This is a genomic window from Brevibacterium moorei (genome assembly GCF_024580735.1).
Taxonomy (GTDB): Bacteria; Actinomycetota; Actinomycetes; order Actinomycetales; family Brevibacteriaceae; genus Brevibacterium; species Brevibacterium moorei.
In genome coordinates, this window is the sequence record NZ_JANIJX010000029.1 from 19667 (window position 1) to 31031 (window position 11365).

10 protein-coding genes and 3 tRNA genes are annotated in these 11365 nt (G+C 65.5%); 5 read left to right on the forward strand and 8 right to left on the reverse strand.

Features of this window, described 5'->3' with window-relative positions; translation table 11 throughout:
- Position 1: 1 nt before the first annotated feature.
- Positions 2 to 949, reverse strand: a complete 948-nt coding sequence (locus tag NQ034_RS14400; protein ID WP_257049687.1) for a DMT family transporter — start codon at positions 947 to 949, stop codon at positions 2 to 4.
- A 149-nt stretch (positions 950 to 1098) separates the two neighbouring features.
- Here NQ034_RS14400 and NQ034_RS14405 point away from each other — a divergent pair.
- Together NQ034_RS14405 and NQ034_RS14410 are read left to right on the forward strand one after the other, a co-directional pair.
- Positions 1099 to 1171: transfer RNA gene (locus NQ034_RS14405), tRNA-Asn, on the forward strand.
- Positions 1172 to 1340: 169 nt separating this feature from the next.
- Positions 1341 to 1413 (forward strand) — tRNA-Asn (locus tag NQ034_RS14410).
- A gap of 116 nt (positions 1414 to 1529) precedes the next feature.
- On the opposite strand, the gene gluQRS is transcribed toward NQ034_RS14410, so the two are convergent.
- Positions 1530 to 2483, reverse strand: a complete 954-nt coding sequence (gene gluQRS / locus NQ034_RS14415) for a tRNA glutamyl-Q(34) synthetase GluQRS (RefSeq protein WP_257049689.1) — start codon at positions 2481 to 2483, stop codon at positions 1530 to 1532.
- A 104-nt stretch (positions 2484 to 2587) separates the two neighbouring features.
- Between gluQRS and NQ034_RS14420 the strand changes: the two genes are divergently transcribed.
- Both NQ034_RS14420 and NQ034_RS14425 read left to right on the forward strand, forming a co-directional pair.
- Positions 2588 to 4054 (forward strand): MFS transporter, encoded by a 1467-nt coding sequence (locus NQ034_RS14420; RefSeq protein WP_257049691.1) that lies wholly within the window; start codon positions 2588 to 2590, stop codon positions 4052 to 4054.
- Positions 4055 to 4145: 91 nt separating this feature from the next.
- Positions 4146 to 5402, forward strand: coding sequence for an EAL domain-containing protein (locus tag NQ034_RS14425; protein WP_257049692.1), 1257 nt, complete (start codon positions 4146 to 4148; stop codon positions 5400 to 5402).
- An 18-nt stretch (positions 5403 to 5420) separates the two neighbouring features.
- Here the strand turns inward: NQ034_RS14425 and NQ034_RS14430 are convergent.
- Positions 5421 to 5497 (reverse strand) — tRNA-Ile (locus NQ034_RS14430).
- Between the two features lie 220 nt (positions 5498 to 5717).
- On the opposite strand from NQ034_RS14430, the gene NQ034_RS14435 reads away from it, so the two are divergent.
- Positions 5718 to 6209 carry a DUF3145 domain-containing protein gene (locus NQ034_RS14435; protein ID WP_257049693.1) on the forward strand — a complete coding sequence of 164 codons (492 nt, stop codon included), beginning with the start codon at positions 5718 to 5720 and terminating at the stop codon, positions 6207 to 6209.
- An 83-nt stretch (positions 6210 to 6292) separates the two neighbouring features.
- Here the strand turns inward: NQ034_RS14435 and fabF are convergent, their stop codons facing one another.
- The 5 genes from fabF to NQ034_RS14460 all read right to left on the reverse strand — a co-directional run bounded on the left by fabF (position 6293) and on the right by NQ034_RS14460 (position 11238).
- The gene (fabF, locus tag NQ034_RS14440; protein ID WP_257049695.1) at positions 6293 to 7534 is read right to left on the reverse strand and encodes a beta-ketoacyl-ACP synthase II; all 1242 of its coding nucleotides are present in this window, start codon (positions 7532 to 7534) and stop codon (positions 6293 to 6295) included.
- 80 nt (positions 7535 to 7614) lie between these two features.
- On the reverse strand, positions 7615 to 7866 hold the full coding sequence (locus NQ034_RS14445; protein WP_257049697.1) for an acyl carrier protein: 252 nt from the start codon (positions 7864 to 7866) through the stop codon (positions 7615 to 7617).
- Between the two features lie 118 nt (positions 7867 to 7984).
- Positions 7985 to 8986, reverse strand: a complete 1002-nt coding sequence (locus NQ034_RS14450; RefSeq protein WP_257049698.1) for a beta-ketoacyl-ACP synthase III — start codon at positions 8984 to 8986, stop codon at positions 7985 to 7987.
- Between the two features lie 32 nt (positions 8987 to 9018).
- Positions 9019 to 9939, reverse strand: a complete 921-nt coding sequence (locus NQ034_RS14455) for an ACP S-malonyltransferase (RefSeq protein ID WP_257049701.1) — start codon at positions 9937 to 9939, stop codon at positions 9019 to 9021.
- Positions 9940 to 10014: 75 nt separating this feature from the next.
- Positions 10015 to 11238 carry a PucR family transcriptional regulator gene (locus NQ034_RS14460; RefSeq protein ID WP_257049699.1) on the reverse strand — a complete coding sequence of 408 codons (1224 nt, stop codon included), beginning with the start codon at positions 11236 to 11238 and terminating at the stop codon, positions 10015 to 10017.
- Positions 11239 to 11365: the final 127 nt, after the last annotated feature.

An 11365-nucleotide genomic window follows, 5' to 3' on the forward strand; every position in this document is an offset into this window, starting at 1 on the left:
CTCAGGTAGTCTGGTCGAGCGGATCCGGGCCGGTTGGGCCGTTCGAATCCACCGAGCCGTGCGAGCCTGCGATGATTCGCGGACTCTCTTCTTTCCGGGCTTGAACATCCGGATGATATCGGGACAATACAACGACACCGAAACATGCCGCCAATCCGGTGATCACCATCACCGTGATCACCCATGCCGGAGCCGTGGCGGCCTCGCCCAGCAGTACACTGCCCAGGATGACGGCGAAGATCGGATCGATGACGGTTAGGCCGGCGATGACCAATTCGGGGGGTCCCTGAGCATAGGCCGCCTGGACGAACCATCCGCCAACTGCCGATCCGACGACGAGGGCGACCACATTGAACCAGGTGATCTCCGCGATTCCACCGTGCAGCAGCTGGAAGCTGACCAGGTGCACATTGGTGGCCACGCAGGCGTACATGAGGCCGGCTGCGATCACGTAGAGCAATTGTCCGGCCCTGCGCAGGACGAGGATGATCAGCAGGAAGAGCGCGGCTGTGCCGATCCCCAGGCCGGCCAGGATATGGGCTTCAACGCCGTAGTGCGGCTGTGTGCGGGCGACGGTTGCCGAGGCTGCGACGAAGCTGCCGACTCCGGCCATGCACAGGGCGACTCCGCCCCAGATCCGCTTCGTGGTCCGCAGGCCGCGGGTGGATACTCCCAGTAGGACGCTGACGACGACGGAGATCGCGCCGATCGGCTGAACGACCATGACGGGGGCGATTGCAAGGGCGACGACGTTGAGGACCATGCCCAAGCCGGTGACGGCCAGGCCCGCCACCCAGACGCCGCGGGAGAACATGGCCAACAGGGCGCGGATGCCGAAGCCCTGAGCGCTGCCGTGGTCATCCGAGACACCCCGATGCTGGAGCATGGCCCCGTATGCGAGGGCCACCGCGGAGATGACGGCCAGGAGGACGGCGAGCAGATTCGACACCAGGACATCCTATCGGCGAACCATTGGGATTTGCGCGAAATCCCCCTCCGTGTGTGTGAGGAAGGACACCGCCACCCGGTTTGGTCGGAATGTGCGGCGGTGCTAAAGTTGAACCCGTTGCAAGGGGCCGAAAGGCCTCGGGGAACTATTCCTCCGTAGCTCAGTTGGCAGAGCATTCGACTGTTAATCGAAGGGTCACTGGTTCGAGCCCAGTCGGGGGAGCGTTGAGAAGCCCTGGATCTTAGGATCCAGGGCTTCTGTGCGTTCCAATCCGGATTGCTCTGGCCGCCTTGGGGTGCCAAAGTGGCCCGCGGTCACAGATTTCCCGCTGCGGTTCGGCGCGTGCTACACTCGTATCCGTTACCGGGCAGTGCGTTCCGGTTGCGGATATTCCTCCGTAGCTCAGTTGGCAGAGCATTCGACTGTTAATCGAAGGGTCGCTGGTTCGAGCCCAGCCGGGGGAGCCGATAGAAGCCCCTCACCAGGGAAAACGCTGGTGAGGGGCTTTTTCTGTGCTCTGGGGGCGTGGGGGCCAGGTGCCACGTATCCGCCACCTCGGCCTCGAATCCCGTGAACCCGGCTATGCGCGGGCGGGCGGAATGAAGGTCGTTGGGCACTCGACCATGCGCTCGGGATCGAATCGGGCCACAGCCTCGTCCAAGGAGTGCCACGGTCCGAAGCCCAGACTGGTTCCCGTCCAGGACCAGATGTCGAAGTCGGTGTCGCCGAGCTGGCGCAGGGTTACCGCACCATCGCGTTTCGCCAGGCGCGCCCCCGTGGGCCCCAGGACCAGGGGGACATGGGCGTACGTGGGTTTTCGGAACCCCAGCAGATTCGCCAGGTACGCCTGCCGGGGAGCGGAATCGGCGAGGTCATCGGCTCGCACCACCTGATCGACTCCCATTAAGCCGTCGTCGACCACCACGGCCAGATTGTAGGCCCAGACTCCGTCTCCACGGCGCAGGACGAAGTCGTCGACGGTGGACTGGACCGGGCCCAGCAACACATCGGTGATGTGGTGGACGGCCAAGTCCGAACGCAGCCGTAACGCGGGCAGGCGCCCGGCGGCGGCGAGCCTGCGGCGCTCCGCCTCCCTGACCGCAGGTTCCAGATCCCTGCAGGTACCGGGATAGGCTCCCGGCGGCTGGTGCGGGGCAGTGGGCGCCTGTTGGATGTCCTTGCGCGAGCAGTAGCACTCGTAGACCAGTCCGTGCTCGGCCAAACGTTCCAGCGCCTCGGCGTAATGTGCGGTGCGGTGTGACTGATAGACCGGCGGCGCGTCCGGGACGATCCCCAGACCGGCCAAATCCGCCAGCTGCCGTTCGGCCGCGCCCCGCTTCACTCGGTCCAGGTCCTCGACCCGCCACAGGAAATCGCGGCCCGATGTCTTCGCGAACAGGTAGGCCAGGATTCCGGAGCGCACATTGCCGATGTGCAGATCGCCACTGGGACTGGGGGCGAACCGGCCCGCCGCCGGCAGTGTTTTCGCGGTAGCGGGTGACGTGGCGGAGCGCGGGGCGGGACCGATGGACATGGGTCCCATTCTAGGAGACGTCCATATGTGGCCTCGGACACGCAGACGAGGCGAATTCGCCCCGGGTCTTTGCAAGTGGAGCGAAATCGTATAGGACTGGATAAATGAGTAATGAAACGCCGATGTCTCCTGCTCAGCGGAAGCTCCTGGGAGTGATCCTGGTCCCGTTGTTCATGTCCCTGTTGAGCATTTCGATCGTCAACGTCGTCCTGCCCAGTCTGCAGGTCTCGATCGGAGCCTCCAATTCCTCGCTCCAATGGGTGCTGTCGGGCTATACGCTGGCCTTCGGCGTGCTGCTCGTGGCGGCGGGCAGGGCCGGTGATCTGTTCGGACGGGGCAAGCTCTTCGTGGTCGGACTCGTGTTCTTCGGCGTGGGATCACTGGCCGCGGGACTGGCGGGCTCCCCGCTGCTGCTCAATCTGGCGCGGATCGTGATGGGTCTGGGGTCGGGCATGCTCAGCCCTCAGGGCGTGGGCATGATCCAGCAGTACTTTCACGGCAAGGCGCGCGGCAGGGCCTTCGGCATGTTCGGTACCGTCGTCGGAGTCTCCGTGGCGATCGGCCCGATCCTGGGCGGATCGTTCATCGCCCTGTTCGGCGGCGACTGGGGCTGGCGCCTGTCATTCCTGGTCAACGTGCCGATTGCCGCTGCCGCGCTCATCATCGGTCGGTACTGGTTGCCCGGCGACGCCTGGAGCGGTGAGGATCAAGCCGGCTCCATCGATGACCCTGCACCCAAGCGGCGCCGCGCGGACTTCGATCCCATCGGCGTCCTGCTTTTGAGTGTCGGCACCCTCCTGGTCATGCTGCCCTTCCTGGAGCGCAGCCTCGGCGCCTGGATGTACTCCCTGTTGGTCATCGGTGCGGGACTGGTGGTCGTGTGGGTATGGTGGGAGACCCGCTATGCCAGGCGCGGAGGCGCGCCCATGGTCGATATGGAACTCTTCCGCACCCGCAGCTTCGCCTCGGGGGCACTGCTGTCGAGTGTGTACTTCGTCGGAACGCCCTGTGTCTGGGTGGTCGTGGCCCTGTACCTGCAGGATGGCATGCATTTCAGCGCACTGACGGCAGGGCTCATCGGCCTGCCGTCGGCGGCCTTCTCCGCGATCGTTCCGCAGATCACCGGCCGTGTGGTCTTCACCTATGGGCGCAAGCTGGTCGTGTGGGGAGTGGGGGTGGCCCTGCTGGCCGTACTCGGTTCTATCGCGGTGGTCCTGGCGGTCGAGGCCTATGGTCTGAGTCCGTGGTGGTTGATGGCCAGTCTGGCGATCCTGGGCATCGCCCAGGGCATGGTGATCAGTCCCAACCAGACACTTACTCTGGCCGAGGTCCCGGTCAAGTATGCGGGCAGCTCGGGTGGAGTCATGCAGACCGGTCAGCGGGTGGGAACCGCGATCGGGATCGCGGTCATCACCGCGGTGTTCTTCGCCGGCTTGAGTGCCGGAGGCTACGCGGTGGCCTTCGTCATGGCCTTCATCGGCATCGGCATCGTGCTGGTCCTCACCGGCATAGTCGGCCTGACCGACCTGCAGTTGAGCCGGCGGAGTCGGGCGCGTGCACAACCGGCTTGAGGCCCGGACCCGTACCGATGCCCACGGGCACCCGGCCTGCCCTGTGAGAGGATGAGGGAGCAAGACAAGGTGAGCCCTGGAGGGAAACAGCATGACTGGACCGGGTCCGCACGTCGACGAACAGACCGCCCATATTGAGCGTCTCATCAGGTCCGGCTTGGTCGATACGTACTTCGCCCCGGTCATCGACCACATGACCGGGCAACAGGCCGGTTATCGGTTACAGCACGTCGACCATGAGAATCCGCAGCCGGATATGGGTGATACATCCCAGTTGCGGCGCGCAGTCCGTGACTCCCCGATGGTGGGGGACTTCGACGCCTCCTTCCGTGCGTCCGGACTGCGTGCGGCGGAAGCAGCGGGGTTGCCCCGGCACACCCGCTTGTTCGTCACGGCGGAACCCGCCTCGCTGGCCCTGCTCGAGGACCGGACCGACGAACCCGAGAGGTCGGTCATCCTGCAGCTGGACCCGGCGTCGATCGCGCGGGACCCTGCGGTTGTGTTGCGATCGGTCCGCCAGGCCAGGACGCTGGGCTGGGGGATCGGGGTGCGCTCCGTCGGGTTGACCTCCGAGACGCTCGGCTTCATCCCGGTCGTCAATCCATCGGTGGTGAGCCTGCATCGCGATGTGCTGCAGATTCGCGATCCTCACTATCTGGCAGAGCTGACGCATGCGCTGATGTCCCACGTCGAACGGACGGGGGCCGTGATCCTTGCCGAAGGAGTGGAAACCGAGGCCGATCTGGAATTGGTCGATGCCCTGGGCGCCCGGTTCGTCTCCGGCTCACTCTACGGTGCGCTGTCGGCCACCCCGGAGCCGGTCGCCAGCCCGCCCGACGATCCGGTATCCCTGCACACCACGCGCAACGCTCTCATCACCGGTACGCCGTACTCGGTGGCCCAGGGCCTGGGACGCGATCCGTTGGTGATGGGGGAGGAGCTGCTGGCGGCCCATATGGAGACGGTTCTCTCCCGGGCACAGTCCACCGGGGGTACAGGTATGTGCTTGGCGGTGTTCGCCGATGACGAGGACCTCACTGCGCCGATGGCCGATCGGTTGATCAGACTACGGGACTCCTGCGGATTCGTTGGGGTATTCGCCGGAGGTCTGCGGGAGGCCCCGGTCCCAGGGGTTCGCAGTGCCCCTCTGGACGATTCGGACGCACTGCGCGGAGAGTACTGCGTGTTGCTGTTGGCAGCGGACGGCTGCTCGATGATCAGTGCGCACAGGATGCCCAACCCGGGTTCCGACGGCAGGACTGAATACGAGGCCTATGTCACACGAGACGTCCATGCCGTCGTCGACGCGGCCAAGGGCCTACTGACCCGGCTGCGGCCCGAGGCGTAGCGCGCCCGGCGCGGCATCTGGTGCGCCCGGTGGGACTTGAACCCACGACCAAAGGATTATGAGTCCCCTGCTCTAACCAGCTGAGCTACAGGCGCAGGGTGTTTGCGTATTGCGCACACCGCGTTCGATCATAGCAGCAGTGGGCCGTGGACTCATATCCGCGCGCCCCATTCGGATTTCCGGTCGGATATATGGTCGAGCGCCGCCCGGATAGCCTGTTGTGGCTATACAGTGGGTGTCGTAGGATTATCGCGTGCCTCTTTTCGGATCCGTAGGGGAAGACGTATCCGGAACAGTGGGAGGTAGAAAATGAATATGACTGAAGGTGTGCTCTTCGTGCACTCTGCTCCGCGTGCTCTCTGCCCTCATATCGAATGGGCGGCCGGGGGCGCAATCGGTGCTCAGGCGAAATTCGACTGGAGTCCGCAGCCAGCGGCCCCCGGTACCTTCCGCGCTGAGATCTGCTGGCGAGGCCCAGCGGGTTCCGGTGCGAAGATCGCTTCCGCCCTGCGCGGTTGGGAGGGAGTGCGTTACGAAGTCACGGAGGAGCCCAGCGAGGGTCAGGACGGCTCTCGGTGGTCTCACACTCCCGGCCTTGGCGTCTATCACGCGTTGACGGATGCCTTTGGCAACATCGTCGTACCGGAGGACACGGTTCGCAATGCCATGCGCAGGGCGAACGGTGACTTCAGCGCTTTGGAAGAGGAAATGTCCAAGGTGCTCGGTGCTGCGTGGGATGACGAACTTGAACCCTTCCGTCACGCCGGTGAAGGTGCTCCCGTGCGTTGGCTGTCAAAGGTCGGCTAAGGAACAGCTCACCGGATATACACTGCGGGCCCCGTACCTTTCCAGGTACGGGGCCCGCAGTCCGTTTGAGCGGTGCCGAGAAATCAGACGGACTTGAACGCGACGACGGCGTTGTGGCCGCCGAACCCGAACGAGTTGCTCAGCGCTGCGATATCGCCGGCCGGCAGCTCGGCAGGGGTGTCACGCGCGACGTTGAGGTCGATCTCCGGATCCATGTTCTCGATGTTGATCGTCGGTGGCGCGATGCGGTTCTTCAGGGCCAGCACGGTCAAGATGGCCTCGACCGCTCCGGCCCCGCCCAGCAGGTGGCCCGTCATCGACTTGGTGGCGGAGACGATGGCGTCCTGGCCGTGCTCGCCGAGCAGACGGTTGATCGCCTTGGACTCCGGCACGTCTCCCACCGGGGTGGAGGTCGCGTGCGCGTTGATGTGCTTGATGTCAGCGGCGGCCAGACCCGCCTGAGCAAGCGCCTCCTGCATGGCGGCCAGGGCCTCGTCACCCGAAGGATCGGTACCGGTGATGTGGTAGGAGTCATCGGAGATGCCCCAGCCTGCCAGCTCCGCGTAGATCGTGGCACCACGTGCCTCGGCGTGCTCGCGCGTCTCCAGCACCAGTGCGCCGGCGCCCTCGCCCATGACGAACCCGTCGCGGTCCTTGTCGTAGGGGCGTGAAGCGGTCTGCGGCGAATCGTTGCGCCGCGACAGGGCCCGCATCGAGGAGAAGGCGGACATGCAGATCGGGTGGATCGCAGATTCGGATCCACCGGCGACCACGACATCGGCCTGCCCCGAGGTGATGAGATCGAAGGCCCGGCCCAGGCTCTCGGTAGAGGAGGCGCAGGCGGAGACCGCGGTCTGCACCGCGCGCCGCGCGCCGAACTCCATGCCGATCGCAGCGGCGGGGCCATTGGGCATGAGCATCGGGACGGTCAACGGCATCACCCGACGTGATCCCTCCTCCCGCAGGGTGTCCCATGCGTTGAGCAGGGTCCACACGCCACCGATGCCGGTACCCCAGGACACGGCGAGGCGCTCGGACGGCACCTCTTCCAGACCGGCGTCCTCCCAGGCCTCCTTTGCGGAGATCAGGGCGAACTGGCTGGACGGGTCCAACCGCTTGGCCTGCACACGGCTCAGCCGTTCGGAGACCACCGACTGGTCGACGGTCGCCGCGAAGTTCACGGGAATGCCGTAGTTCTCCGCCCAGTCGTTGTCCATAGTGCGCGCGCCGGATGTGCCGGCCAGCGCGGCGTCCCAGGTTTCGGCCGCGGTCGTGCCGATCGGCGTGACCGCACCGATGCCGGTGATGACAACTTGAGAAGTCATTGGTTATACCTCGTCGAATAGTCGGGAAGGGAAAACAGCGGGACGGCGGCAGTCAAGCCGCCGTCCCGCTCGACCTTGGGTCAGGCCTGCTGTGCCTTGACGATGTAGTCGACGGCGTCCTGAACCGTGATGAGGTCCTTGACGTCATCATCGGGGATCTTCACGCCGAACTTCTTTTCGGCGTTGACGACGATGGTCATCATCGAGATCGAGTCGATGTCCAGGTCATCGGTGAAGGACTTGCCTGCTTCGACGGCGTCGGTCGCCAGACCGGTCTCTTCGTTGACGATTTCGGCCAGTCCGGCCAGAACTTCGGCTTCAGTGTTAGCCATGGAATATCTCCTTATAGTGTGGTCACACGCATGTGACCGTGGTGTGGAACGAATATTCGACGAGTTGTCCCCGATGAATAATACGCGAATATGGTGATCTGCCCGGAATCCGGGGTGCTCAGGGAAGGACGACGACCTGCGCGCCGTAGACGAGCCCGGCGCCGAATCCGATCTGCAGGGCAAGGCCGCCGTGCAGTTCCGGGTGTTCGCGCAGCAGGCGTTCTGTGGCCAGTGGGATCGATGCGGCCGAGGTGTTGCCGTTGTCGGCGATATCACGGCCGACGATCACGGACTCCGGCAGTTTGAGCTGTTTGGCCAGCTCGTCGATGATGCGCATATTGGCCTGGTGTGGAACGAATGCGGCCAGGTCGGACGCCTCGATCCCGGCTTCGACCAGGGCCTGCTTGGCGACCTCCGCCATATCCCAGACCGCCCAGCGGAAGACGCTTGGCCCCTCCTGGCGCAGGGTCGGGAACGGTGTGCTGGGATCCACTTTGAGGGCCAGGAAGCTGTTGGTCAGCCGGATGGTCTCCCAGTTCTCTCCCTTGGAGCCCCAGACGCTCTTCGCGATTCCAGGGGTCTCGGAGGCGCTCACGACCACGGCGCCGGCGCCGTCGCCCAGCAGGAAGGAGATCGAACGGTCCGTCGGGTCGATGTAATCCGAGAGCTTCTCCGCGCCGATGACCAGGACGTTGTCCATCACACCCGAACGCACGAGGGCGTCCGCCTGGGCGATGCCGTAGCAATAGCCGGCGCAGGCGGCCGAAATGTCCCATGCCGGCACGTCTCCGGTGCCGAGCCTGGCGGTCAGCGCGCTGGCAGCCGACGGCGTCGGAATGCTGAAGGTGACTGTGGCGATGAGGATGCCATCGATATCGGCGGGCTTCAGACCGGCGTTGGCGATAGCCTCGTTCGCGGCCTCCTCCGCCATATCGAGCACCTGGACGTCCTTGTCGGCCCGATGGCGGGTGATGATGCCGGTGCGCTGCTGGATCCACTCGTCGGAGGAGTCGATGGGCCCGACGATATCGTCGTTGGTCACCGTGAGTTCGGAACGGTAGCCGCCGATACCGGAAATCCGTGAGAACCGGTTCGCCTGAGCGGTTTTGAGGGTGGGCATGAGAGAAGTACTTCCTTGCTGGGGGATGGGGGTCACTTGCCGGCGTGTGCGGAGACGAACGCCCGTGCGCCGTCGAGGTCCTGGGCCGACTTCACCGCGTAGGTTTCCACGCCCTTGAGCGCGCGACGGGCGATACCGGTCAGCGTGCCGCCGGGCACCAGCTCGAGCAGGCCGGTCACACCGGCGGCCAGCAGTGTCTCCTGGCACTTGTCCCAGCGCACCGGGTGGGTGACCTGGCTGACCAGCGTGTCGACGTACGCCCGGCCATCGGCCACGGCGGCGCCGTCGGCGTTGGACAGGATCGTGATCTGCGGATCGTGCACGGTGACATCGGCCGCGAACCGCGCCAACGCGGGCTGTGCCGAGGCCATATACGAGGTGTGGAACGCACCGGCCACCTGCAGCGGGATCACCCTGGCCCGCTCCGGCGGGTTCTCCTGGAAGGCTGCGATGGCCTCCAGCGCGCCGGCCGCGACGATCTGGCCGCCGCCGTTGACATTGGCCGGGGCGAGGCCGGCCGCCTCGATGGCTGCGATGACGTCCTCGGCCACGCCCCCGACCACGGCGGCCATGCCGGTCGGAGTCGCAGCAGAGGCCTCGGCCATGCCGGTGGCACGGATGTGGACGAAGCGCATCGCGTCTGCGGGATCGAAGATGCCCGCCAGCGCCGCGGCACCGATCTCACCGACGGAATGGCCGGCGAGGAAATCGGGGGAGGGGAGGTCACGGGTGATCTCCCGATAGGCCGCAATGGCCGAACCGACCAGCAGTGGCTGGGCGATCGATGTGTCCTTGATCGTCTCGTCGTCGGATTCGGTGCCGTGCGCAGCCAGATCGATCCGACCGGCCTCGGATAGTTCCTCCAGGCTGGCCCGGAACCCGGGCAGCTCGAGCCAGGAAGATAGGAAACCGGCCTTCTGGGCGCCCTGACCCGGGCATGCAATGACTAACACGTTGCTCACTCTCTTTGGTGACTAGACAACATTCTCAAACTAGTGCAGAACGGTGGTTCCGGCTCGATTCTTGTGTCATGCCGACAATTGACCGGCCTCGGACAGTCGACCGTAGACCAATGCGATCCGCAGGACGAAACCCTCCCGGGCGTGGGTGGGGTCAAGGCCGAGCACGTCGGTTATCTTGCGCAGGCGGTAACGCACGGTGTTCGGGTGGACGTCGAGCACCTTCGCGGTGGCCTCGAGTGAACCGCCGAACTCCAGATACGCCCCCACCGTCGTCAGCAATTGGCCATTGGCACTGGCCAGGGGCTCGAAGTAGCGCTCCAACAGGGTGCGCACGGCCTGCGGGTCACCGGCAATCGCGCGCTCGGGCAGCAGATCGTCCGCCTGAACCGGACGGGGCGTGGCGGGGCGGGCCTGCGCGGTGCGCAGTGCCCAGACCGCGGCGTTGGCCGAGGTGCCCGCTTCGGCCAGGGACGGCACCATCGGCCCGATGACCACATCCCCGGGGCCGAAGTGGGCCGCCAGAGCGTCTGCGGCCCCCGCGATATCGGTGGGGCCGCCCAGGACGACGAGCAGGCGGTCGTCGTGGATGCCCACGAGCGCATCCTCCGCCCACTTCTGTGCGGCCTGCCGGATTGCGTCGATGGCCTTGCGCGGGCGCCGCTTGGGGGCGCGGCCCATCAGCACACAGACTTCGGACTCGCTGCGCCAACCGAAAGCCGCGGAGCGGCTGGCCAATTCGTCTACGGAATCCCCTCGGACCAGCGCGTCGATGACGAGCGCCTCCAGACGGGCGTCCCAACTGCCGCGGGCCTCGGCCGCGCGGGCGTAGACATCTGCGGCGGCGAAGGCGATCTCGCGGCTGTAGATGAGGACCGCATCGCGCAGCTCGCGCTGTTCGGAGTGCCTGGCCAGATCGGTCACCCGCTCCTCCACGACCTCGACGACCACACGCAGCAACTGCAGGGTCTGTTGGAGGGAGACCGCTCTGACCAGCTCGCGCGGAGCCGAGGAGAAGATGTCCGCGATGACCTTCAGCGGGGCCGCCGGGTTCTTGTACCAGTCGATGAAGGACGAGATCCCGGAATTGGCGAGGACCACGACCCAACCGCGGTCGGCGTTGTTCATCTGGCGGAACCACGGCAGTTTGGTCTCAATGCGCTGCAGGGTGACCTTGGACAACATGGCCTGGCCCGCCTTGAGACGGCGTGCGGTCTCAACGCGATCGGCCGAGGTGGGTCGGGATTCGGCCGGATGCGGGGAGGTCGGAGTGGTGTGAGCTGCCTTGGGCATGAGCACCACTTTAGCCCACAGGTTCCAAGTGACTTGTCGATTCGGCACAGGATGTTTGGTTTTTCACACAGTCCGGTTGATGTAGTGAATGTACGGGGGCGGCGGTCCCGGCGGATCACTGTGGATC